Origin of the sequence: Arthrobacter sp. N1 (assembly GCF_048288285.1) — a bacterium.
GTDB lineage: Bacteria > Actinomycetota > Actinomycetes > Actinomycetales > Micrococcaceae > Arthrobacter_D.
On record NZ_CP102608.1, the window covers coordinates 1995890 to 2019496 of the forward strand.

Annotated in this window: 22 protein-coding genes; 21 read left to right on the forward strand and 1 reads right to left on the reverse strand. The window is 67.1% G+C overall.

From position 1 onward, the window contains the following. Positions 1–43: 43 nt before the first annotated feature. The 4 genes from NVV32_RS09115 to NVV32_RS09130 are packed head-to-tail and all read left to right on the forward strand — an operon-like array spanning position 44 to position 4475. Positions 44–526: a helix-turn-helix domain-containing protein gene (locus NVV32_RS09115; RefSeq protein ID WP_422389927.1), complete on the forward strand. Its 483-nt coding sequence runs from the start codon at positions 44–46 to the stop codon at positions 524–526. Continuing rightward, positions 519–1793 (forward strand): PBSX family phage terminase large subunit, encoded by a 1275-nt coding sequence (locus tag NVV32_RS09120; RefSeq protein WP_422389928.1) that lies wholly within the window; start codon positions 519–521, stop codon positions 1791–1793. Before NVV32_RS09115 ends, NVV32_RS09120 begins: the two co-directional genes overlap by 8 nt. 9 nt (positions 1794–1802) lie before the next feature. Further along, on the forward strand, positions 1803–3377 hold the full coding sequence (locus NVV32_RS09125) for a phage portal protein (RefSeq protein ID WP_422389929.1): 1575 nt from the start codon (positions 1803–1805) through the stop codon (positions 3375–3377). Between the two features lie 9 nt (positions 3378–3386). Then, complete coding sequence (locus NVV32_RS09130; RefSeq protein ID WP_422389930.1) at positions 3387–4475, forward strand: phage minor capsid protein; 1089 nt, start codon at positions 3387–3389, stop codon at positions 4473–4475. Here the strand turns inward: NVV32_RS09130 and NVV32_RS09135 are convergent. After that, positions 4472–4693: a hypothetical protein gene (locus NVV32_RS09135; RefSeq protein WP_422389931.1), complete on the reverse strand. Its 222-nt coding sequence runs from the start codon at positions 4691–4693 to the stop codon at positions 4472–4474. The two genes, NVV32_RS09130 and NVV32_RS09135, sit on opposite strands and share 4 nt — an antisense overlap. 93 nt (positions 4694–4786) lie before the next feature. Here NVV32_RS09135 and NVV32_RS09140 point away from each other — a divergent pair, with 93 nt between their 5' ends. The 17 genes from NVV32_RS09140 (at position 4787) to NVV32_RS09220 (ending at position 23540) form a co-directional block, all read left to right on the forward strand. Beyond that, positions 4787–5593 (forward strand): hypothetical protein, encoded by an 807-nt coding sequence (locus NVV32_RS09140; protein WP_422389932.1) that lies wholly within the window; start codon positions 4787–4789, stop codon positions 5591–5593. Between the two features lie 18 nt (positions 5594–5611). Then, on the forward strand, positions 5612–6571 hold the full coding sequence (locus tag NVV32_RS09145) for a major capsid protein (protein ID WP_422389933.1): 960 nt from the start codon (positions 5612–5614) through the stop codon (positions 6569–6571). Between the two features lie 95 nt (positions 6572–6666). Further along, the gene (locus NVV32_RS09150; protein ID WP_422389934.1) at positions 6667–7257 is read left to right on the forward strand and encodes a hypothetical protein; all 591 of its coding nucleotides are present in this window, start codon (positions 6667–6669) and stop codon (positions 7255–7257) included. A 21-nt stretch (positions 7258–7278) separates the two neighbouring features. Next, positions 7279–7710, forward strand: coding sequence for a hypothetical protein (locus NVV32_RS09155; protein ID WP_422389935.1), 432 nt, complete (start codon positions 7279–7281; stop codon positions 7708–7710). After that, on the forward strand, positions 7710–8039 hold the full coding sequence (locus tag NVV32_RS09160) for a hypothetical protein (RefSeq protein ID WP_422389936.1): 330 nt from the start codon (positions 7710–7712) through the stop codon (positions 8037–8039). Before NVV32_RS09155 ends, NVV32_RS09160 begins: the two co-directional genes overlap by 1 nt. Before the next feature lie 9 nt (positions 8040–8048). Next, on the forward strand, positions 8049–8387 hold the full coding sequence (locus tag NVV32_RS09165; protein WP_422389937.1) for a hypothetical protein: 339 nt from the start codon (positions 8049–8051) through the stop codon (positions 8385–8387). After that, complete coding sequence (locus tag NVV32_RS09170) at positions 8388–8825, forward strand: minor capsid protein (protein WP_422389938.1); 438 nt, start codon at positions 8388–8390, stop codon at positions 8823–8825. Between the two features lie 33 nt (positions 8826–8858). Beyond that, the gene (locus NVV32_RS09175) at positions 8859–9353 is read left to right on the forward strand and encodes a phage tail tube protein (protein WP_422389939.1); all 495 of its coding nucleotides are present in this window, start codon (positions 8859–8861) and stop codon (positions 9351–9353) included. A gap of 97 nt (positions 9354–9450) precedes the next feature. Then, positions 9451–10074, forward strand: coding sequence for a DUF7426 family protein (locus tag NVV32_RS09180; protein ID WP_422389940.1), 624 nt, complete (start codon positions 9451–9453; stop codon positions 10072–10074). Between the two features lie 105 nt (positions 10075–10179). Next, on the forward strand, positions 10180–14613 hold the full coding sequence (locus NVV32_RS09185) for a matrixin family metalloprotease (RefSeq protein ID WP_422389941.1): 4434 nt from the start codon (positions 10180–10182) through the stop codon (positions 14611–14613). A gap of 9 nt (positions 14614–14622) precedes the next feature. Continuing rightward, complete coding sequence (locus tag NVV32_RS09190; protein ID WP_422389942.1) at positions 14623–15465, forward strand: phage distal tail protein; 843 nt, start codon at positions 14623–14625, stop codon at positions 15463–15465. Between the two features lie 7 nt (positions 15466–15472). Continuing rightward, complete coding sequence (locus NVV32_RS09195; protein ID WP_422389943.1) at positions 15473–16525, forward strand: hypothetical protein; 1053 nt, start codon at positions 15473–15475, stop codon at positions 16523–16525. A 16-nt stretch (positions 16526–16541) separates the two neighbouring features. Continuing rightward, positions 16542–17606: a hypothetical protein gene (locus NVV32_RS09200; protein ID WP_422389944.1), complete on the forward strand. Its 1065-nt coding sequence runs from the start codon at positions 16542–16544 to the stop codon at positions 17604–17606. Beyond that, complete coding sequence (locus tag NVV32_RS09205; RefSeq protein ID WP_422389945.1) at positions 17607–22274, forward strand: hypothetical protein; 4668 nt, start codon at positions 17607–17609, stop codon at positions 22272–22274. Between the two features lie 10 nt (positions 22275–22284). Then, entirely contained in the window at positions 22285–22713 is a 429-nt protein-coding gene (locus tag NVV32_RS09210) for a hypothetical protein (protein ID WP_422389946.1), read from the forward strand. 49 nt (positions 22714–22762) lie between these two features. Next, positions 22763–23149, forward strand: coding sequence for a hypothetical protein (locus tag NVV32_RS09215; RefSeq protein WP_422389947.1), 387 nt, complete (start codon positions 22763–22765; stop codon positions 23147–23149). Then, positions 23142–23540, forward strand: a complete 399-nt coding sequence (locus NVV32_RS09220) for a hypothetical protein (RefSeq protein WP_422389948.1) — start codon at positions 23142–23144, stop codon at positions 23538–23540. The genes NVV32_RS09215 and NVV32_RS09220 overlap by 8 nt, the downstream gene beginning before the upstream one ends. The last annotated feature ends 67 nt before the right edge of the window (positions 23541–23607 follow it).

The window sequence follows — 23607 nt, forward strand, 5'->3', positions numbered from 1 at the left end:
GCTTGCCGCTTGCTTGAGTTAGACACTGAGGGGTGACGATGCTGTGCCCGCACCCCTCACCAATGACCAACGCAACACCATCGTCGCCCTCCACGCCGCCGGTCATACCCGCAACCAGATAGCCCGCGAAGCCGGCATCAGCGCATCCTCAGTGTCCAGGATCTGTAAGGCAGAGGGCCTCAACTTCGATCGAACCGCCACAGCCGCCGCGACTAGGGCGAAAGTCGTCGACGCCAAGGCCCGCCGCGCCGAACTCGCCGAACTCCTCCTCGACGACGCGTTCCGCCTCCGCGCCCAACTCTGGCAGCCAGCCCGCCTGGTCAACTTCGGAGGCAAGGACAACACCCTCGCCGAAGTGACCCTCGACGAACCCCAATTCGGCGACAAGCGGAACATCATGAACGCCGTCGCCATCGCCGTGCAACGCCACGAAGCACTCGTGAAAATGGACACCGACAACGGCAACGGCGCCGTCGTGAACATGCTCACCAGCCTCGCCGAGAAGCTCGGAGTCACCGATGCTTGAGACGATGCCCCTGTCCCCCAAGCAGCTCGCCAGCGTTCAGGAAAGCACCGGACGCGTCAACATCTGGGAAGGGTCCGTCCGCTCCGGGAAGACCATCGCCTCCCTCCTCCGCTGGCTCCTCTACATCGCGACATCCACGATCCGCGGCGAGCTTGTCGTCGTCTCCCGCACCCGCGGCTCAGCTGCCCGCAACGTATTCGCGCCCCTCATGGACCCCAACATCTTCGGGCCCATCAGCAAGCACGTCACCTACACGGCCGGCGCCGACTACGGGTACATCCTCGGCCGGAAGGTCTGGGTCCTCGGGTCCTCCGACGTCCGCTCCGAGAACGTCCTGCGTGGCCTCACCTGCGCCGGCGCGTACGTCGACGAACTCACCCTCCTCCGCGAAGACTTCTTCACCCAGCTCCTCAACCGGCTGTGGGAAGGCGCGAAACTCTTCGGGACCACGAACCCCGACAACCCCGCCCACTGGCTGAAGCGACGTTTCCTCGACCGCCTCACCGAACTCTTCGACTGGCGGACCTGGAAGTTCGTCCTCGACGACAACCCCATGCTGTCCGAGGAACGCAAGGCCGCGATCCGACGCGAGAACACCGGCCTCTTCTACCGCCGGAACGTCCTTGGCGAATGGGTCGCCGCTGAAGGCGCGATCTTCGACATGTGGGACCCCGACAAGCACGTCATCCCCTGGGAGGCCCTGCCACCCATGCAGCGCATCCTCGGCACCGGCATCGACTACGGGACCACGAACGCGACCGCCGCGGAGATGCTCGGCCTCGGCGTCGACAATCGCCTGTACCTCCTCGACGAGTGGGACTACGACCCGGCAACGTCGCAGCTCCGGCAGACCGATGAGCAGCTGTCCCGCGGCATCCGCGGCTGGCTTGGCGGCGCGCACCTGCCCTACGTCAATCAGCTCGTCCCCGAATGGACGCTCGTCGACCCGGCCGCCGCGTCGTTCAAGGTGCAGCTCGCCGCGGACGGGATCACGAACGTCGTCAACGCCGACAACGACGTCACCTACGGCATCCGCACCATGGCGTCCCTGCTGTCCGCCGGCGCCCTCCTGGTGTCCTCGAGGTGCGACGGGTTCATCCGTGAGGTGCCCGGCTACTCGTGGGACCCCAAGCAGACCGAGAAGGGCAAGGACGTCCCGCTCAAGACCGCTGACCACCGCCTCGATGGGGCCCGGTACGCGGTTGCGACGACGGAGACGAACTGGCGCCCGTACATCGACCGACTTCTCTTCGACCTCGCCGCATAGGAGGCACGCATGCCCTTGCCCCCGAACGGCACCAACTGGCCCCCAGCCCACATGCATGACATCTTCAACGCTATGACCGAATGGGCGGCCTGGTGGTCCAACGACACCGACCGCCTCCACGAGCTCTATGGCGCCGGCGCACCCCGCACCCGTCCCTCCGCCGGCCGGACAGGCCTCGTGGGCGCGTTCACCAAGTTCTTCTGGGGCAAGAAGAACACCAACCTCGAGAAGCCCCTCCACAAGCTCCACGTCCCCGTCGCCTCCGACATCTGCCAGGCATCGGCCGACCTCCTCTTCTCCGAGCCGGCCACCATCACCGCCAACAACCCCCGGGCCACCGAACGCCTCGCGCTCATCGCCGACGAACACTTCGAGCAGCTCCTCACCGGCGCCGCTGAATCCGCCGCAGCACTCGGCGGCGTCTACCTCCGAGCCAATTGGGACGACAGCACCCGCAAGAACGTGTTCATCACCGCCATGGACGCCGACAAGGCCATCCCCGAGTTTTCCTGGGGGATCCTCACCGCAGTGACGTTCTGGCGGGTCGTGAAGACCGACGGGCAGATCGTGTGGCGGCACCTCGAACGCCACGAGCTGGACAGCTTCGGCATCGGCGTCATCGCTCACGGGCTGTACCAGGGCAGCACCGACAAGCTCGGCCGGGCCATGGCCCTCGCCGACCACGCGGCCACCGCCGACCTGCCCGTCAACGAGGCCGGCACCATCAGCACCGGCACCCCCGGCCTCGCCGTCGAGTACATCGCCAACCAGACCCCGAACAGGGCGTGGCGGGACCACCCGATCGGCGTGCACCTCGGCCGGTCCGACCTCGACAATGTGTGCGCGCACATGGACGCCCTCGACGAGACGATGTCGTCGTGGATGCGTGACGTCCGCCAGGGCAAGGCCCGCCTCATCGTTCCCCAGTCGATGCTGCAGGTCATCGGACCCGGCCAAGGCGCGGCGTTCGACATCGACCAGGACATCTACGAGGCCGTGAACGCCGCACCGGGCCGGGCGGACAGCAATCAGCTGTCCCTCGAGTCGGTGCAGTTCAAGATCCGCACCGAGGAGCACAAGGGAACGTTCGACCAGCTCCTCGCCACGATCTACCGGACCGCCGGATACTCAGCGCAGACCTTTGGCGAGGAGAACGACACCCGGGGCGCGAACATGACGGCCACGGAGGTCGTTGCCAGGGAGCGCAGGTCTTTCCTCACGAGGGACCGGAAGATCCGCACGTTCAAGGCAGGCCTGCAGCGCATCCTCCGCAAGGCCGTCCTCATGGATGCCAGCATCTTCGGCGGCACAGTGCCGGCTGACGTCCTCGTCGACGTCGAGTTCGGCGACAGCATCCAGGACTCGACGAGCGTGAGGGCGCAGAACGCGCAGCTCATGTACGCGTCTCAGTCCGGGTCCACGAAGACCCGCGTTGAGGAGCTGCACCCCGACTGGGATGAGAAGCGTGTCCTGATCGAGGTGAACACGATCCGGGCGGAGAACAGCTTGCCGCCCTTGGCTGACCCGGACGAGGTCGGCGAGGACGGGCAGCAGCTCTCCACGTCGGTCAGGGCGCCTGAGTAGGATGCGGGGGTGTTGCGAGTGATCCGGCCGGAAGAAGCCGCAGAGAAGGCGAAAAGCGTCCGTGAGCTCTTCGTCACCGCGGAAGCGATCATGCTCGCCCGCATCGCCAAGGCCCTGGCTGAGGGGCGCGACGAACCCGACTGGGCGAATCGGAAGCTCAATCAGCTCCGGACCGTCATGGCCGGCGTCGACGACACCCTGGCCAAGGTCGAGAACGACACCCCGATCCTCGTCGACCAAGCCCTCTACGGCGCGTACCTCCGCGGTATCGCCACCGGCGGCCTGCAACTCAAGGACGTCGGCCTCAGCGCGGGCGCGTTGGACGGCCCGCAGAACACGCGCGCGGTCGTCGCCCTCGTCGCTGAGACCATGGGCCGCCTCAACCCCATGATCCGGCTCATCAGCCGCACCGTCCGCGACGTCTACCAGCAGACCATCACCGAGACCGCCGCGCAGGTACTCACCGGCGCGCAGACCCGCCGCGACGCATCCCGTGACGTCCTGGTGAAGCTCACCGAGCGGGGCGTCACCGGCTTCAAGGACGCCTCTGACAGGAACTGGGAGATGGCGTCCTACGCGGAGATGGCCGTCCGGACGACGGCGACGAAAGCCGCCCTGCAAGGCCAGTCGGACCGGCTGACCGAGCTCGGCCTGGACCTGGTCATCGTGTCCAACGCCCCCGAGGAATGCAATATCTGCCGGCCGTTCGAGGGCAAGGTCCTCACCCTCATGGGATCGTCGGGCGGCGAGGTCTTGAGGGACGGAGTGACCGTCTACGCCTCGCTCGCTGAGGCACAGACCCGCGGCCTTTACCACCCGAACTGCCGGCACTCCCACACCGTGTACCTGCCCGGCATCACGAAGGCCATGACGGACACCGAGGACCCTGAGGGTGATGCGCTCAGGCAGCAGCAGCGGGCGTTTGAGCGGCGGATCCGGGAGTTGAAGCGTCGGGACGCGATAGATAAGGAGTTCGGCGGTCCGAAGGCGGCTGAGACGCGGGGCAAGCTTCGCGCCAAGCAAGCAGAGTTTGCTGATTGGCGCGAAGCTAACGGCCGGAAGAACTTGGCCTACCGGATGAGCATCAAAAACCGCTAGCGCACCGGATAGGACGGTGCAGAAGCATTGGTCAGATTGCCGCTGATCAAAGCGTAGGCGTAGGCCGCCGATGTGATTTGGTACCAGTTCTTCTCGTTCTGAACGTGCCAAAGCAGCTTCGACTTGGCTTCGAGAAGCTCCTGCCCCACCTGCGTGCTTGTTGTCGGCTTCTTGGTGGAAGGCGTTCCCGCTGCTTCGTTCGGCGTTTCGTCCGTCATGGTCATCCCCTTTTCGTCGGCGCCACCTTGTGTGGCGCATCACTCTCACCGTAAGCACCACCACCCACGAAATAGCACCCCTTGGAGATCCTCATGCCCAAAGCAAAGCGCAACCCTTTCCCCCACGGTATCGACATCACTGCCCCCGGCGGCCTCGACGCCCTATTCGCCTACCACCGGGCACGCTTCGGCAACGCCACCATGGAGGCCGGCGACGGCGGCGCCGGTGGCACCGGTGGCGGCGACGGTGGCGAGGCTGGCAAGGGCGGCGACCAAGGCGCAGGAGCCGGCACTGGCACTGGCACGGGCACGGGCGACCAGGGCAAGGGCGGCGACCAGGGAAAGGCCGGCACCGACACCACCAAGGCCGGCGATCAGGGCAAGGGCGACGTGTGGGACGACCCAGCCGCGGCACGCGCCGAGATCGAACGTCTCCGCCGCGAGAACGGCACCGACCGCGTCAACGCCAAGACGCAGGCCGCCGAGCAGGCCAAGAACGAGCTCATCCAGTCCCTCGGCAAGACCCTCGGCCTCGTCAAGGACGACAACGAGAAGCCCGACGCCGCGAAGCTCGCACAGCAGCTCACCGACCGCGACGCCGCAGCCGTCCAGGCCCAGCGCGAACTCGCCGTCTACAAGGTCGCCGGCAAGAACGGCGGCGACCCCGACGCACTCCTCGACTCCCGCGCCTTCCTGGCGAAGATCGCGGACCTCGACCCGACTAAGACCGACGCCATCGCGGCAGCGGTCAAGGACGCGGTCAAAGACAACCCCAAGCTCTCGGCAGCCCAGGCGGCTGGCAAGGGCGGCGCGGACTTCTCCGGCGGGACCGGCGAACAGCGCAACAACCAGCAGCCCAAGTCCCTCGCCGACGCCGTCTCCGGCCACTACGGCACCTAACCACGTAGGAGCACCACCATGCCCGTAACCCTCGAACAGTCCAAGCAGAACGCCACCCAGGCGTACGACCCGTCCGTCATCGACGAGTTCCGGAAGTCCAGCTTTCTCCTCGACCAGCTCACCTTCGACGACGTCGTGTCCCCCGCTGGCGGAGGTGCGACCCTCGACTACGGCTACCGCCGCCTCGTCACCCAGCCCACCGCCGCGTTCCGTGCCATCAACGCCGAGTACGTGCCCACCGAAGTCACCACCAGCAAGCACTCGGTGGAACTCAAGGTCCTCGGCGGGTCCTTCCAGATCGACCGCGTCCTCGCGAAGATCGGCCCCGCCGCCTCCGGCGAAGTCGCTCTGCAGATGTCGCAGAAGATCAAGGCTGCCCGCACGAAGTTCTGCGACGCAGTGATCAATGGCGACGGCGCCACCGAAGCAGAGTCCTTCGACGGCCTGTCCAAGGCCCTCGCCGGGTCCTCCACCGAGTACCTCATCGCCGGTCAGGCGGGCTCCGACTGGGCGGCCGTCACCGAGCGCGCGGCCGGCGTGAACGCGCTCAAGCACCTCCGCAAGCTCGCCGCCCGCATGGACGGTACCCCGTCGGCGTTCCTCATGAACGAAGACGCCCTCGCGACCCTGCAGACCATCGCGGAGTTCGTGTCCCAGCTCGGCACCCTCGACGCGTTCGGGCAGACCGTCACCACGTGGCGGGGCATCCCCCTCGTCGACCTCGGCGAGAAGCCCGGCACCTCGAACCCGGTCATCCCGACCAGCGGCACCGGCACCACGGACATCTACGCGGTCCGCATGGGCCTCGACGGCTTCCACGGCGTCTCCACGGTCGGCGGCCAGGTCATCCAGTCCTGGCTGACCGACTTCACGAAGGCCGGCGCCGTCAAGACCGGTGAGGTCGAGATGGGCCCCGTTGCCGTCGCGCTGAAGGCCACGAAGGCCGCCGCCGTCCTCCGCGGCGTCAAGGTCGCCTAACCAGCGACCCACCTCAAGCTGGTTGGCCGTCGCATCCTGAGACCATGCGGCGGCCAACCTCCTACCCGGCACCACCAACCGCCCAGGAGGGCACCATGGCACCCACCATCACCACTCCCGTGAAGAACTACACCGGCACCACCGTCGTCGGCCCGACCTCGCTCACGTTCAAGCAGGGCACGGCCGAGCATGACGGCGAACTCCCCAAGGGCGTCGCCGCGTACCTCGCCGAGAACGGGTACGGCATCGACGGCAACGAGCCCGCCGAAGCGACCACCACCCCCGAGCCGCCCGACCCACGGCAGGAGGCCGAGCAGCAGTTCGGCACCCCGGTCCGCGACGCAGCCGTCGACCCGCGGGCCACGGACTTCCTGCCGCCCACGAACGCCGGCCAGGAAAACCCGCACGGCACCACCGTCGTCAGCCCCGAGCTCCACGCCTCCGAGGGCGTCCGCCCAGTCACCCCGGGAGTCGTCCACGTCGACGACATCGAGGCGCAGCAGGCGAAGGAGACCGCGGCCATCGCCGCCGCTCAGGACCTGGCGACGGTCGGCGTCGCGAAGCCGAACGGCAACGCGTCCCGCGAGGAATGGGTCGAGTACGCCCTGGCCGACGGCCAGCACCCAGACACCCTCGCCGAGCTGAAGCGCGACGAGATCCGCGACCTGTACAAGGACGCCGAGTAGCAACCCCCTGAGGAGGCCCGCATGCGCACCTACGCCACCACCGAAGACCTGACCACCTTCCTGGCAGGCAAGCCGGTCCCGGCGGACGCTGAGGGCCTCCTCCGGGTCGGTTCCATGCTCGTCGCACGAGAGACCCGCACCGCCTACTACTCGGTCGACGCCGCCGGATACCCGCTGCGCACGGACACCCGCGAAGCGTTCCGCGACGCCGTTACCGCGCAGGCCGCGTTCTGGGCTGCGAACAACCTCGACCCGACCGCCGGCGCCCTCAAGGAAGTCAGCAGCAACCACACGATCAGCAAGTCGATCAAGGGCGCGAGCATCGGGAAGTCCGTGACACTCGTCGAGAACAGCAACCGGGAGCGGTCCCTGGCGCTGAATCGTCTGTGCGAGGAAGCGCGGACAATTCTTGAGATGGCCGGTCTGCTCAACAACCCGCCCGCGGGGTACTGATGAGCGGCGCCGACGAGCTCGAGGAGTTCTACGTCCACACCGTCACCGTCGACCTGCCCGGCACCGAAGGCGGCTGGGGCAGCACCCCCGGCCGCACATCCGAGCCGCTCCGCTGCTTCATCGACGACTCCCGCCGCCTCGTCCGCGACGCACAAGGCACCGAAGTCGTGTCCGAGACCACCCTCACCGGGCCCCGCGAACACCTCGCCCTTTTCCCCCTCGGCGCGACCGTGCACCTCCCCCACCGCGACGCCGAAGTCATCCACGTCGCCGACGCCAGCAGCGGCGCCCTTGACCTCCCCGACCACATCGAGGTCATGCTCACCTAGGAGGCCCCGATGTCGGAATGGAACCTTCACCTCGACGACGACATCGACACCCAGCTGCATGCCGCAGCGAACCGGGGCCTCGCCATCGCCGGCGAATACGTGCTCGGCGAATCGAACGCCCACGTCCCCATCGAGGAGTCCCTCCTTCAAGCCTCCGGGGCCGTCGTCCACGACCCCGCCCGCAGCAGGGTCGCCGTCGTCTACGACACGCCCTACGCGGTCAGGCAGCACGAGGAACTGACGTACCGGCACGACGCCGGCCGGAACGCGAAGTTCCTCGAGAACGCCCTCAACGACCACCGCACGATTCGGCACATCATCGCGTCCGCCATCCGGGGGGAGATCTGATTGGGCTTCACCACTACCCTCCTCACCGCGGCAGCCGAGTATCTCCACGCGCAGAACGTCGGCGCCTGGCGTCCAGACACTTCCTACAGCGCGGACGACGTCGCGATCACCATCGATCAGTTGCACAGCACCGTCAACAAGGCCATCGCCCTCGGCGCCTACCCGGTCGACGACGGCGACGGTGGCACTGACGCGATCGTCGGCCTGCAGCTGTGGATCCGCGGCGCCCCTAAGAACCGGGCCAGCGCGAAGGACATCGCCGACCGGGCGTTCGACGCTCTCGACGGCGTCAACGCCACCACTTGGGCGGGGATCCCTATCGTCCTCATCCGCCGCCGCTCACAAGCCCGCATCGGCCTCGACGCCAACGAGCGGGAAGAACTGTCCGCCAACTACTACATCCAACTGACCCGCACCGGGGCACACCGCCGCGACTAAGCGGACACCACCATCACCGATTGGAGCTCCACCATGTCCGTTGACATCACTACCCCCATCACGCCCGGCATCGCCGCTGACTGGGTTCTCGAAGTCGCCGAGTACGGCGACGGAACCGCCCCTGACACCACGGACTTCAAGCGCGTCCGCGGCATCCAGAACTATACGCCGCCGTCCGCGACCAAGAACCTCGAGGACGACTCTGACTTCGACTCCGGCGCCTGGGGGTCGCAGGTCGGTACTGGCCTCAGCCACGAGGCGAGCGGCACCGTCAAGGTCCCCCGCGCGTCCCTCGCAGCGGACCCCGGTCAGGCGATCCTTCGCGAGGCCGGCCGGAACGTCGCCGAGGACGGCTTCGTGTACTTCCGCACCTACAAGCGCGGCGGCACGCAGGGCGTCCAGGGCATCGCCGACGCTTCCTTCACCGAGGGCGGCGGGTCCCGCACGGACCTGACCACCGCGGAGTTCACTCTCGCCGGCCGCGGAGCCCTCGCCCCGTACGCCGTTGCCGCAGGCGCTGGCGCCTAGCACCAAGCCCCTGCCGCGTCGCTGATCCAAGGCAGCGGCGCGGCAGGTACCACCACCACACCTTGGAAAACCGAATACCCACCCCTTGGAGAACCTCATGACAGCAGCACAGCAGCCGCAGCTCAAGGAGCTCGGCGACTTTCTCAACCCCATCCTTGTCGTCCCCGTGGGCGGTAAGACCTACCAGTTCAAGGCCATGTCCGCCGAGAACGGGCTCTTCGTCCAGACCCTGTCCGAGAACGCGCAGAAGGCCATCGACGCCGGCGAGCCCCTCACGAAGCTCGCCCTCGAATCCGAAGGCGACTCCGACTCGTACATGCGCCGCGTCCTCGGCGACACGTACGACGAGCTCATGGCTGATGGTGTGTCCGCGATCGTCATCAAGCGCCTCCTGTCCGTGGTCATGGCGTGGACCTTTCAGGGCTTCGAGTCGGCCGAGAGGTTCGTCGCGCAGGGGGGAAAAGCGCCGGCGCTGAATCGGGAACAGCGCCGAACGGCGACCCGGACCCGTACGGCCGCGGCGAGTACGACCCGGACAGCGGCCTCTCGGACTACTACGAGTACCCGGAAGGGCACGGCAAAGGTCGCTCCTGGCAAGAAATCCTCGTCCACTGGAACAGCATCGAAGCCGACTTCCAAGACGTCGGCATCGACCTCAGCTCCGGAGTCCTCGGACAGCGCACCTGGCGGTGGTTCGCCGTCCGAGTTCACGGCTTCCTGAGCAGGCCGCCCGTCCTGATCACCCGGGACAAACAGCAGGTACCCCCGACGCGGGTCGGTTTCGCCCTCAACCCACCACGACCAGCGAAGAAATAGGGGGCCTCCCGTGTCACTGACCCTTGGCGAGCTCAGCGGAATCATTAGCCTCAACGAGAAGCCGGCCATGGCCGCTCTCGGCCGGGCTCGCCAGGGGATGCGGGACACCGCGGCGGAAGGCCAGCGGTCCACGGACAAGCTCGACGCGCAGCAGCAGAAGTACGCGGCGTCGGTCGAGTCGGCGTCGGAGCGGGTCAACAAGGCCCGCCAGCGGGAGAGCGTGGCCGTTCGCGCCCTCGGTGCGGCTGAGGTGCGCCTGTCTGAGGCGAAGAAGAAGGGCGTGGACGGCGACGCGAAGGTCGTCGCAGCCCAGGCTCGGCTCGCCGCAGCACACCAGCGGGTCCGCGCCTCCCAGGACGCCACGGCGAAGTCCACCCGCGACTTCGAGGTAGCGCAGGAGCGCCTCGCCACCAGCACGAATCGCAACACCCGCCGCGTCAGCCTCGACTTCCACAAGATGGCCGAGAGCGTCAGCAGCGACGGCACCCGCTCCGGCCGCGCCGTCAGCCGCGGCACGGCCCTCATCGTGGCCGGCCTGACCGCCATCCTCCCCGCAGCAGGTGCCGGCGGGGCTGCGCTCGTCGCTACCGCCGGCGGAGCCCTGACCCTCGCCGCGTCCCTCAAGCAGTTGGTCGGGGTCGCAGCTCTCGCCCCCGCAGGTCTAGCAGCTGTCGGCGCCGGTGCGGGCGTCCTGCTGGCCGCGTTCAACGGCATGGGTGAAGCGTTGAAGACCGCGACCGAGCAGACCAGCGCATCCGCTGGCAGCGCCCGCCTCGACGCCATGGCCCTCGCCGACGCCGCCCGCGCTGTCACCCAGGCGGAGCGGGCCGCCGCCGAGCAGCAGGTCGACGCAGCCCGCCGGGTGGAAGACGCGAAGCGGGCCCTCCGCCGCGTTGTCGAGGACAACGCCGAGCAGCAGGCCGCCGCCGTCCGCCGGGTCGCCTTCGCGGAGCGTGACGTCGAGTCCGCTAACAGGCGGGTCGAGGAGTCCCAGCGGGACCTCAACGACGCCCGCGCCGAAGCGGTTTTGCGCGTCGACGACCTCAACCGTTCGCTCGAGCAGGCAGGCCTGTCCGAGCGCGAAGCGTCCCTCCGCTACGAAGACGCCCTCGCAGCGTTCAACGAAGGCGTCGCATCCGGAGCCGACACTGGCTCACGTGAGATGCGTCGCCTTCAGCTCGACCTCGACCAAGCCGCCCTCGGCCTGACCGAAGCGAAGGAAGAGACCGCGGACCTCCGCAAGGAGCAGGCCACGGCGACCCGCGAGGGCGTCAAGGGCAACAAGCAGGTCATCAGCGCCGAGCAGGCTCTGGCGGACGCCAGGCTGGCCGCCAACGACGCCGTCGTCGCCCGCCAAGAAGCCATCGCCGACGTCGCGAAGACGGAGCGGGAGAACGCCGACCGCGCCATCGAGGCGCAGGAAGCAATCACCGACGCGTCAGAGGGTGCGGCGCGCGCGCAGGTTGACGCCGCCGAATCTGTCGCCGACGCGTACCGGAACCTCGAACGAGTCCAGGTGCAGCAGGCCGAAGCAGCAGCGGCAGCGTCGGAGAAGTCCGTCGCTGCGATGGACGAACTGACACCGTCCGCGCAGCTCGCCGCGCTGGCCCTCCTCGATGTATACCGCCGTCTCGGCGGCATCAGGCGCATCGCCCAGGAGAACTACTTCAACGGGTTCTCCGAGCCCCTCCTGGAACTCGCGGACGTCCTTCTGCCCCAGCTCGAGACCGGAGTCGGAGCCCTCGCCACAGCACTCGGCGAAGGGGCACAGAAGACTCTCCGCGCCCTGACCAGGAGCCTCGGTGGCGGAGTAGCTGAACGCATCCTCCTGAACATCGCCGACGCTGCCGACGTCCTCAACGACGCCATCGACCCCGTCGTCGACTCGATCGTCACCCTCACCGACGTCGGCTCCGAGTACCTGCCCGACCTGTCTGCAGGGATCCGCGATGCCGCGGACGAATTCAACGACTTCATTCAGGGCGCGGCAGCGGACGGGTCCCTGCGCGGCTGGATCGACGACGGCATCCAGGGCACGAAGGACCTGTTCTCTGTCCTCGGGTCCGTCGTCGGGATCCTCGACGCTCTCGAGGACGCAGCCCGCGCCGGCGGAATCGACACCACCATCGGCGGGGTCGCGGACGGACTTGACCGCATCGAAGAGACGATGCGCGGCGGGGACTTCCAGGACACGATGTCCACGATCTTCGGTGGTGCAAAGGGCGGGGCCGAAGGACTCCTCGCAGCCCTCGGCCCGATCGGCGAAGCCTTCAAAGTCGGAGGGCCCGCCCTCGCCGAATTCCTTCGCCTCGGCGGGGAAATCGCCGGCATGTTCATCGGCGACCTCTTCACCGGGCTCAGCGACCCAGGCTTCGGGTCCGGGCTCACCACCTTCCTCGAGGGGGTCCGTGGCGGGGTCGAGGACCTCGGCCCGAAACTGCCGGGCCTGTTCGACGCCCTCGGCGACATCCTCACCGCAGTAGCGCCCGTGGTCGAGGCCTTCGGGCCCACAGCAGTCGACGTCCTGACAGCCTTCGCGGAGGGCTTCGGGGCCATCCTCGGCTTCGCTGAACCGCTGATGACCGAACTGGCCGGCAGCCCAGCCCTGATCGGCACCTTCATCGCCGTCATCGGGGCCTCGGCGGTCCTCAGCACCATGGGGACCTTCGCCGGCAACCTGCAGGCCATCGCAGTTGGCTTCCGCGCTATCTGGGCTGCAGCGTCCGGGCCCGTCGGCTGGATCGTGGCCGGCATCGCCCTCGTGTCCGCAGCGACGATCTGGTGGCTGACAGAGACGGAGACAGGCCAGAAGTTCGTCAAGGACTCTGCCTGGGATCTGTTCAACGCCTGGCAGGACATTAGCTGGCTGTACGAGAACATCCTGAAGCCGCGGATGATCAACGCCGTCCTGGATATCTCTTCGGCTTTCCAGACCGTGAAGGTGGCCACGGCCAGAGGGATGGTCACGCTCCGGAACGGGGCGACTGACCTTGCCCTGTGGTGGGGTATCCGCTTCGCTTCCATGAAGACGAGCTCCACACGGAGCATGCTCGACATCGTCTCTGGCGCGCTGGGCCTGAAGAAGGACCTCGAGACCTACATGTCCGCCATTGGCGTGGCATTGGATCTGGTGCCGGGCTACTTCGAGGCCGCCGTTGACGGTGCCATGGTTGCCTGGAACCTTCTTAAGGCGGAAGCCAAGAAGCCGGTTTCCTTCGTCATCAATGATGTCATCAACGACGGACTGATCGCGGCGTTCCGGCTCCTTCCCGGCATCAACGAGAAGAACATGCCGGACGTCAGCGTTCCAGGCTTCCGCGATGGTGGCTACACCGGCGACGGTGGGGTCAACGAAGCCGCCGGAGTGGTCCACGGCAAGGAGTTCGTGGTCAACGCGGCGGCCACCGCGGCCATCGGCAAGGAGAACCTCGCCGAGATGTCCCACGCAGCCGTGCACGGCGGCGCGGCGGCCACCGTGGGCGAAGGCAACATCGGCGGCTTCTTCCAGGGAAACGCGGCCGCCATCGGTCAGCACGGCGCCTACTACATGAGCGTCGCGCAGGGCATGGGCGGCTGGGACTTCCCCGGCGCGGCGAAGCTGTGGGACGGCGCGGCCGGCGTCAAGGTCAAGATCGGCACAGGTAAGCACCAGGGCCACGTCTACCCGCGGGAACGCGGCGGCGGGATCCTTGGCTACACAACCGGCACCGACATCGACATGTCGCCGTCGTGGATGAATCAGCTCGGCGAGACTCAGCGCCGCACGGTCGCCGCGCACGAGATGGGCCACGCGCTCGGACTGCCTCACAACAGCCTGAACTCGATCATGCAGCCCAACCTGGGCAACATGGCTTCCGTCCCGACCGCCTTGGACATCCGCAACCTGCAATCCCTCTACCCGGGCGGCAGCGGAAAGGCCGGGTCCCCTGATGTCCCGAACCCATTCGAGGGGATGGTCGAGCAGCTCATCAGCGAGTTCCGGGCTGCGTTCCCCTCTAGCGGCATGTTCGTCGACGGGACGGCGGGAGTCGCCACCTCGGGCATCAACGAGGTCATCGACTGGGTGCAGTCCATCAAGGAAACGGCAACCAGCGTCGGCGAGATCGGCGTCGGCGTCCTCACGGACAAGGCAGGCGACATCGCATCCGACGTCGTCGGCAACATCCGCGAGTTCTTTGGAGGCGGTGCGGCGACTGTCGCTCCGACTCTCATGGATGGCGGCGGAATGCTCTACAACACTGGCGGCCCGCAGCTCATCGACCATCGACGGTCCAAGCCGGACCGGGTGCTCTCCGATGAGCAATGGAACGCACTGTACAAGGCAGCGGCCAACGGGTCAGCGGGCGGAGTGACCTACGCCCCGGTGTTTCAGGCGAGCAGCTTCGAGGAGCAGGAACGGCATGCCCGACGCATGTTCGACGAGTACATCAGCCCAGGTATCTAGGAGAAGCGCATGCCCGGATCGGTAGTACTCAACGGCCTACCGCTGCACGGCCCCGACACGTACGGGGCCGTGTGGAAGGTCAACGACATCGAGCATTGGCTGGACCCAGCGGAGACGACTGGGACGGTAGAGCAACGCGAGCACGCCGATGGTGGCTTCACCACGCCGTCCTACTTCAAGCCGAAGACGGTCATCCTCAAGGGTCGAGTGTCGGCCCCGGATAGGCGCGGCGTCCTTGCAGCGCTCGACAGACTCAGCACTGCAATACCCAAGAGCGTCGCGAAGCCGCTCGTAGTCGGCGACGCCGACGGCCTGACGCACCGCCTGGTCAGGCAAAGCGGGCAACCGATTTTCCCGAAGCCGACCGAGAGGTTCGGACGGTTCAACATCGAACTGGTCGCCCCAGACCATCGCCGCTTCTCGGGGGATGGGGCAGGGCCCACCTACTCCGTAACGGTGGGCCTGCCGTCCCAGATGGGCGGTCTCGTTCTACCAGCGGCGCCACCATGGACGATCAACGCCACCGTCGTCTCCGGGTCCGTGATCATGACCAACCGGGGCAACACCGCACCGCCGGCGCTGGTGCGCATCGAAGGGCCGGTATCGAAGCCAGTCATCTCGACCGATGACGGGCAGTCCATGCCCTTCGACATGGACCTCACCGAAGGGCAGTTCCTCTTGGTCGACCTCGACCTCCGCACTGTCCTTCTCAACGGTCAAGCACCTCGCCGCGGGGCGCTGCGCGCGCAGTGGATCAACCTCTCCCCCGGCACCAACACCCTCCGGTTTGATGCGGCCGCATACAACGACCAGGCGCGGATGACCGTGACCTGGTCCGACTCTTGGAAGTAGGAAGCTCATGGCTGTAATCCCGCCGTCGTTCATCAACACCGTCGCGTACTCGGGCGAGACGCTCCGCAGGGACCTGTCGGGCCTCGCCGCCGGCGGCGCCTCCGCTGGCGTCCCGCGCACTGGCTTGCTGGACGTGCGCGGCATGGGCGTCTCCCTGTCGGGCACCACCGTCCGCGTCGACGCCGGGCCCTGCATCATCGGCTCAGCCAAAGGCGGGTACCTGACCGGCACCGATGCCCTCACGACGATCCGCGCGCTCACCGCGTCAGACGCGACGAACCCGCGCCTGGACCGGGTCGTGCTCGAGGTCCTGGACCCGGACAACGGGATCGCCGGTGGTAACCGGACCGGCCAACTGCGCGTCATTGACGGAGTGGCCGCAGCTATCCCGGGGCTCCCCGTACAGCCGGCGCTGTCCATCCACCTCGGGCAGATCCTCGTGCCGGCCAACGGAGGCGCGCCGGCGGTCACGGTCAACCCGCCGCTGACCGCGGCCGAGGGGGCACCAATTCCCGTCCGGTCAAAATCCGAGCGCGATGCCCTCCCGAAATGGGGCGGGCTCATGGTTCAGCGCATCGACCTAGGCTGGGCCATCGAGCTGTGGGATGGCGCCAAGTGGACACTGCCCTCCGCAACCCCGCACCTGTCCCTGCGCGTCTCGCAGTCCACCTTCAGCACTCCGAATGTGCCATGGGGCATGGGCACGATCGCGCAGCTCACCAACGGTGTGCAGCCCGCCACGCGGCAGGCTGACCAGTTCACCTTCCCGTTCAACGACAGGGTCGCTGTGGCGCAGGCAGGCGTCTACACCGCCCACTACGTCGTGGACTTCTTCGGCAGCGACGGCGTCACCCCGAAGGCCTCCACCGGCTGGATCCAGATCAGTGAGAACAACACGGCCGGACAGCTTCTTGGGGCGGCGTCGTTCTCCGCCGTCGGCAGCATCTCCGCGACCGCGGCCGGCTTCTACCTACCGGCTGGGGGCATCGTCGCCGTCAACTATCAGACCGCGTCCGGCGTCACTGCAAACGGGCGCTTCACGCTGACCCGCATCGCCTAGAAGAGGGGGGGACCCTGTGTACCGGTTCATGCTGTGCTCCCTGAAAACGGGCAGGGTCCTCTACGAGATGCCGTTCACCATCGCCGGCTCCCTGTCCCGGCTTCTGCAGGGCTTCGGGACAGGGACTCTGGCGTTGCCCATCCACGACCCCGCCTGCTCGTCCACGTGGGCGCAGGACGTCCTGCCTTGGCGTTCGGTGATCCTCGTCGTCGACGAGCACAACCGGATCCTGTGGCATGGCATCCCGATTAACCGGCTCCGCAGCGGCAACGGGATCGTCCGCTACCCCTGCGTCACGATCGAGGGATACCTGCTGCGCCGATACACACCCAACCTCATGTTCGAGGCCGTCGACCAGACCGCTATCGCCGCCGCGCTCGCGGGCGTAGCGGCAGATGCCGTCGGCATCCCCCTAACCATTGACGCTCCCGCATCACGGGTCATCAGGGACCGCGTATATGCCGACGATGAGAACGCTCGTCTCTACTCCAGACTGCAGGAGCTCGCCGCCGTCGACAACGGCTTCAACTGGACGATGGACGTCACCTGGACCAACACAGACCAGACCTCGGTCCGCTACGTGTTCCGGACCGGGTACCCGCACTTGGGCAACCGGACCTCGACCCCGGAGCATGTGTTCGAGCTGCCGGGCAACGTCACCGACTTCGAGTTCGACGAGCGGTGGGGCGACGGCGACGCAGCTACCCACGCCCGCGCTTTCGGCGACGGGGACAGCGAAGCGAAGGTCATGTCCAAGCCCGTCGTCGACACGGTCCGGGAGGCCGCCGGGTGGCCTCGCCTCGAAGAACGCCGATCCTTCTCTGGCGTCACCGAGCAGCACACCATTGACGCCCACGCTGCCCGCCTCGGCCGCCAGCTCTTCGCCGGGCAGGAACTCATCACGCTCGCGGTCCGCGAAGATGCCGGCACCCGCCTCGGGGACCTGCACCTGGGCGACACGGCGCGCGTGAGCATCTCCACGCCCGATGTCGACCTCGACGCCGTCTGGGTCGTCACCGAATGGTCCCTCACCCAGGACGCCACCACATACTCGCCCACCCTCGCCCGACTGGAGGCTTAGATGGACTACTCCGGCATTCCCCGTGCAGCCAAGATAAACCAGCTCACACAGTCCGTCAGTGACGCGCGCCGCCACCTCGAGCAGCTGTCCTCCGCACGCACCGGCGTGGACAGGATCGCCGACCGCGCCAAAGAGGCAGCCGTCGGCCGGGCCTCCGAACTCGTCGAGCAGTCCACCGGTGTCGTCCTCGAAACCGTGCGCGCCGAAGCGATCGAACAGGCCACCCAGCTGACCGAAGGCATCCTCACCGAGGCAGATGCCCGCCTCGAGGAGGCCCGGGCCCTGCTCGCCCAGGCAGACCAGCAACTCTCCAAAGCGCTCGCCGACAACACGCAGGCGCAGGCTGCGCTCGCGGCAACGGTCAGCGAGCTGAGGAACACCACCCTGCCCGCCCTCGATACGGAGCTCACTTTCGCGCAGGACCGTCTGAACGCGGCCGAGGAGGACATTTCCGACGCGTTCGGGCAGATCAACGCCGTCCCCGCGCAAATCAGCACCGCCAAGCAGCAGGCCATCGACGCGGCCGCTGCCGATGCGACAGTCAAAGCCGCCGCCGCGACGGCTGAAGCTCGCACTGCTGCCGGCCTTGCGGGCAGCAAGGGCCGCACCTTCTTCCAGGCAGACCCTCCCCCAGTAGGGGCCGTTTACTCCTGGCTCGGGGCGACACACCTCAGCGCGTCGACCAAATCCCTGGACGGGACTGTCGTCGGGCGGAATGTGTGCACAAACCCGAGCTTCGGGACAAGCGCAGCCGGCTGGACGAGGATTACCGGCACGAACGGTGTCGCGACCATCACCCGCGAAGTCGGGGCGGGAGCTGACGGGAAGCCCGGTTACGGCCGCATCCTGTGGTCGACGGGTAACACAGGCGCCGGCGGTTTCAACTGCGGTACGACCCTGATGCCAACGGCGATCGCGGTAGGCGACCGGTGGACACTCCAGGCAATGGTCCGCACCAATCGCGCCCGGACGATCAACTTCGGCGGCTATTACCGGCTCGGATCGACCGCTACGAATGCCGCGACGCAGACAGCGTTCTCCGTGCCCGCGGACACCTGGACGCGAGTCACGATCGTCCTTCCCGCCGCGACCGCCACCAGCGACAACCTGTACCTTTACAGCTACTTCGTCGGTGTCACGAATGCCGGTGACTGGATGGACATCGACCTCGTCATGGCCGAGGCGGGGACAACCCCTTCCCCGTATTTCGACGGTGCAACCGACGATGAGCGGACCCCGGACCTGTGGATTGACATCGACGCTGGGAACACGCCCAAGCGGTGGGACAGCTCCACCAACACGTGGGTCGACGTCACCGACACTGCCGCGATCGAAGCAGCGAAAACAGCGGCCGCGGCCGACGCAACCCAAAAGGCCAACCAGGCCCTCGCCGACGCGAAGAGCGACGCAACATCCAAGGCCGACGCCGCGAAGGCCGCTGCGATCACGGCTGCTGCCGCTGATGCGAAGGCGCAGACCGAGGCAGCCGAGGCCCGCGTAGCCACAGCAGCCGCCGCCGATGCGAAGGCAAAGGCGGACGCTGCACAGACCGCGGCCCTGGCCGCCGCCAAGACGTACGCGGACGCTCAGGCTTCCGGAGCCGGAGCAGATGCCCTCGCCGCGGCGAAGGCCGACGCGACGGCGAAGGCGGACGCTGCGAAGGCTGCGGCCATCACCGCCGCGGCCGCGGACGCCACGGCGAAGAAGGAGCAGGCAGAAGCCAACGCTGCAGCCGACGCGAAAGCGAAGGCCGATGCTGCGCTGGCTGCCGCGAAGGCCGATGCGACGACAAAGGCAGATGCCGCGAGGACCGCTGCCATCCAGGCTGCTGCGTCGGATGCGACCACCAAAGCTGATGCGGCCAGGGCTGTGGCCACGACCGCGCAGTCTGCAGCGGATCAGGCGAAAGCCGACGCGCTCGCCGCGTCGGGCCTGGCAGGGTCCAAGGGTGAGGTGATCTACCAGCTCAGCGCGCCCACCGGCACTCGGGCGGTCACACAGAACCTGTGGATCCGCTCGAGCGACAACAAGCCGCACCGGTGGAATCCGGACAGCCCGAACGCCTCGAAGTGGGAAGCGGTCACCGACAAGGTTGCCGTCGACGCCGCGGCCGCGGCCGGAGCAGCGCAGACCACGGCCGACCAGGCGAAGACCGCAGCAGCGACCGCGCAGACCCGCGCGGACAACGCCTACGCGCTCGCCGGCACTGCGAACGGCACCGCCGACCTCGCCCTCGCCTCCGCGAACGGCAAGACCCGGGTCTACCGGGACACTGCCGCACCATCGGGCACGGGCACCACCTCCGGCGACGTCTGGTGGCAGTTCGCCGACAACACCTACAAGGTCGTCATCGGTGAGTGGACATGGACAGGCACCGCCTGGTCCTCGCAGCAGCGGGGCCACCAATCGATCGCCAGTGTGGACCTCGGCGCACTGACCGTCGTCGGGCAGTCCACGCTCAGCAGCGTCGTCGCGCAGAACGTGGCTGCCGCTGCCGGGCAGTTCGTCGAGGCGGACATCGGGAAGCTGACCGTCACCGGGACGACGAACCTTCGCGACGCCGTCGCGCAGCGCATCGCGGCGAACACCGGCTCGTTCATCAGCCTCGCCGTCAGCCAGCTCACCGCCGGCAACGCGAGCATCGCCGTCGGCGTGATCGACAAGCTGTACTCCGAGGTCGTCCTGTCCCGGAAGATCATGGCCGAGCAGGTCATCCTCGGAAGCTTCAGCAACCTGCTGCCGGATTCACTGTTCGTGGACCCGACCATGCTGGCCCGCCGGAACGCTGCCGCAGGTGGCGCGACGGTGACGCTCAGCTCCTCCGGCGACCTGCAGATCGCCATCCCGGGCACGGGCAACTACTACCTCCGGCCCTCTGGCGTCGCGCAGACCACCGCGGCGTACAAGGACTGGTATCCGGTCGTCCCGGGCGAGGTCTACAGCTTCACCGTGACGATGTCGACCGTGAAGGGGGCCAGCAACGACCTGAGGTTCACCGGCCGGGCAAAGGACGGCCAGTCGACGATCGGCGTCCCACGCATCCAGGACACGGCGACGTCGACCGCGTTCCCCGCGGGATCGGGCACCTACACCCACACCGTGAAGATCCCCGCGAACGTGTACTGGCTGCTCCCGGAGATCCGCCTCAGCGGAGCGGTCGGAACCTGCTACGTCATCAAGGGCAGCATGATGCTGCGCCAGCTCATCGACAACAACCTGGTCGTCACCGGTGGCATCATCGCCGACAACATCACCGCCAGCGAGGCGCTCACGGCCAAGGTCGCGCAATTCCTCAAGGTCAAGGCCGACCAGGTCGACGTGAACGAGCTGTGGGCGAACACGGCCTGGCTGACCAAGGCCAACGCCCAGGTCCTGACGCTGCTCTCGAACACTGACGGCTCCGGATACACCAGCACCGTCACGGGGCAGGGGCTCCTGGTCACCTACACCGCACCCGATGGCACGGTGCAGGACGTCATCAAGCTCGGCACCTTCGGCGAGGACCGCTTCGCGCTGTATCGGGACGGCATGGCTACGATCGCCTTCGATTCAGGAGGCAACGGCGCGTTCAAAAGCCTCGAGGCATCGGACTCGTTCCGGTACAAGGGTGAAGAGCTTGCCGCCACGATCGAACGCGTCGGAGCCGGGGTCTACAACTACGGCGACTTCGACTACGGAGCGTTCGGCGGCACCGGGCAGATCGAGGTCGGATCGCTGAAGTTCATGGGCGTCGCATCGGTGGACTACATCACCGCAGGCAACCGCATGACTCGAGTCACGTTCACCACACCCACCATCTCCTTCCCAGCAACGGGAGGCGAATCCAGATGGGACATCAAATGGCGAATCACCGACGCTGATGACACCTCCGCGATCACAGAGGCGAACAGCGCCACCTTCGACTCCTTCATCCGCCCGAACCCCGCCCCAGGTGCCTGGCACGACCACACCTTCATCATCCACCGCCCCATCTCCGCGGCAGACGCCGGCAAGCGCGTGCAGATCCTCGTGATGGCCTACTGCGGGCCGGCGGGCAACCAGAGCTACTTCCGGCTGTTCCAGAAGGGCAACATCGTGGTCGACGACGCGGGCGCCCTGCCCTCATCGCCGTCTGTGGTCAAGAACGCCGGCGGCGGCGCGCAGTGGGCCTCTGCCACCACGACCAAGCCAGCACCCGCGCCAACCGTGTCGAAGACGCAGCGGGCAAAGGAGTGGTCTTTCACCCAGGTCCGTTCGTACCTTGGCTCAGGAGGGATCTACAACTACAACCCCGGAAAGGGATACCAAGGCCTTCAGTTCGGGACCAGCAACGGCAATCTCGGATCAATGTTCCTCTTCCCGGACTTCGCCCCCTACATCAGTGGTTCGACCATCGACAAGATCGAGGTCACCATGAAATTCGACCACTGGTACTACGGGGACGGCGGCATCGCACGCATCCACCTGCACAGCTATCTCAACGGACTGCCGGCCACCTTCGACGCCGACTTCAGTCACGCGGAATCTGGCTGGGGCATCAACTCCACCCGGACGTTCCGCATCCCCTCACAACACCATGCGGGCTTCCTCTCTGGCGCTTACAGAGGCATCGGGCTACGAGGAGACGGGACGCTGCGCACGTACGGTTTCGCGAGCGTCTGCAAGATCAAGATCACCTACACCAAGTAAGGACCTCACCATGACAGAACAGCCAGAGCAGCCGGCCGAACAGCCCGCCGAGCCGGCCCCGCGCCCCGCCTCTCAGCTCTTGAAGTACGCGAGGTCCCGCGACGACCAGAGTTTCACCTGGCGCATCGCGGCCGCCATGATGGTCCGAGCCCGGGAGATCGAGTTCTACGAGCTCGTACCCTCCGAACGGCAGCTCGTCGATTGGACCCTCGATAACCCGATGGTTCCCAACGGCACCATGGTGAACTTCGTTTCCACCACCCCGACGATCGCCGCGAACGTCACCATCACCGCCAACGGAGCCGTGTCCACCGAAGGCATCCCGGACGATGACATCCAGTACGTCGTGAACACCGTCTGGCCGAAAGTCGCTGCCTCTCTCTTCGAGTCGAAGCCGCCATCGACGACCACCGGCCACTCAGCAGCACGGACAGCCTGAGGAGAGCCAAGTGCGGAAGCTGAAACCGTATGGGCCACGCGGCGTGGCGATGCTTGCGCTCGCTGTCCTGGCGTTCGGTCGGGCGGTCGCGTACATGCAGCCAGGGTCCCCCGCCTTCACCCCGGCCGTGCTCCTCGAGATCCAGCACATCATCCCAACCCTCACCTACGGGGTGCTCTGGTTCGGTACGGGTGTCATCGTCACCGCAGGGGCGTACCGGAAGCAGCAGATCCCGGCACTTGCAGTCATGGCCGGGATGTCGACCCTGTGGGCGATCGTCTACGTCTGGGCCGCGGTCACCCGCACCCTCGATGCCGGCGCCCTTGCGTCGATCGGGTCGTGGATAACCGCCACCGTGTACGCCGCGATCGTCATCATCATCGGGGCGATGGCGGCCATGATCAACAAAGTAGAACGGGTGGACGTGGATGAGTGACACGGTAGCGATCATCGTCGCGATCCTCGGCCTCATCGGCTCGCTCGGCGGCGCGTACCTCGTCGTCCGCCGGGGCCGCAAAAGCGACCACGAGACGAACACCCTGGCGACGAAGAAGGAATCCCGCGAAGACCGGGAGTCCCTCATCGAGACCTACCGCGAGGAGCTCAAGGAACGCGACGGCCGCCTCGACAAGATCGAGGCGGGCCTGAAAAAGATCACCCGGGAGTTCCGGATCAGCATCAACTACATCGAGGCCGGCCTTCTCTGGGAGCGCCGCGGGTCCAAGCCGCCGAAGCCCGCAATCCCGGTCGAGCTCCACGAGTACCTCGATCCCGCCCTCATCCGCGAGCATCAGCGGCAAGAGGACCAGCACAGCCCAAAAGCCTGACCGGTCTCACGATCAGCACAAGCCCCGCCCATCCGGTCGGGGCTTTCCTATTGCCCTGGAAGGGGCT

Coding starts and splice junctions, on each gene's coding strand:
- NVV32_RS09180 (WP_422389940.1), top strand. CDS start 9,451: ATGACAGCAGCACAGCAGCCGCAGCTCAAGGAGCTCGGCGACTTTCTC.
- NVV32_RS09165 (WP_422389937.1), top strand. CDS start 8,049: ATGTCGGAATGGAACCTTCACCTCGACGACGACATCGACACCCAGCTG.
- NVV32_RS09145 (WP_422389933.1), top strand. CDS start 5,612: ATGCCCGTAACCCTCGAACAGTCCAAGCAGAACGCCACCCAGGCGTAC.
- NVV32_RS09195 (WP_422389943.1), top strand. CDS start 15,473: ATGGCTGTAATCCCGCCGTCGTTCATCAACACCGTCGCGTACTCGGGC.
- NVV32_RS09215 (WP_422389947.1), top strand. CDS start 22,763: ATGCTTGCGCTCGCTGTCCTGGCGTTCGGTCGGGCGGTCGCGTACATG.
- NVV32_RS09175 (WP_422389939.1), top strand. CDS start 8,859: ATGTCCGTTGACATCACTACCCCCATCACGCCCGGCATCGCCGCTGAC.
- NVV32_RS09190 (WP_422389942.1), top strand. CDS start 14,623: ATGCCCGGATCGGTAGTACTCAACGGCCTACCGCTGCACGGCCCCGAC.
- NVV32_RS09150 (WP_422389934.1), top strand. CDS start 6,667: ATGGCACCCACCATCACCACTCCCGTGAAGAACTACACCGGCACCACC.
- NVV32_RS09125 (WP_422389929.1), top strand. CDS start 1,803: ATGCCCTTGCCCCCGAACGGCACCAACTGGCCCCCAGCCCACATGCAT.
- NVV32_RS09155 (WP_422389935.1), top strand. CDS start 7,279: ATGCGCACCTACGCCACCACCGAAGACCTGACCACCTTCCTGGCAGGC.
- NVV32_RS09205 (WP_422389945.1), top strand. CDS start 17,607: ATGGACTACTCCGGCATTCCCCGTGCAGCCAAGATAAACCAGCTCACA.
- NVV32_RS09135 (WP_422389931.1), bottom strand. CDS start 4,693: ATGACGGACGAAACGCCGAACGAAGCAGCGGGAACGCCTTCCACCAAG.
- NVV32_RS09140 (WP_422389932.1), top strand. CDS start 4,787: ATGCCCAAAGCAAAGCGCAACCCTTTCCCCCACGGTATCGACATCACT.
- NVV32_RS09120 (WP_422389928.1), top strand. CDS start 519: ATGCTTGAGACGATGCCCCTGTCCCCCAAGCAGCTCGCCAGCGTTCAG.
- NVV32_RS09160 (WP_422389936.1), top strand. CDS start 7,710: ATGAGCGGCGCCGACGAGCTCGAGGAGTTCTACGTCCACACCGTCACC.
- NVV32_RS09210 (WP_422389946.1), top strand. CDS start 22,285: ATGACAGAACAGCCAGAGCAGCCGGCCGAACAGCCCGCCGAGCCGGCC.
- NVV32_RS09220 (WP_422389948.1), top strand. CDS start 23,142: ATGAGTGACACGGTAGCGATCATCGTCGCGATCCTCGGCCTCATCGGC.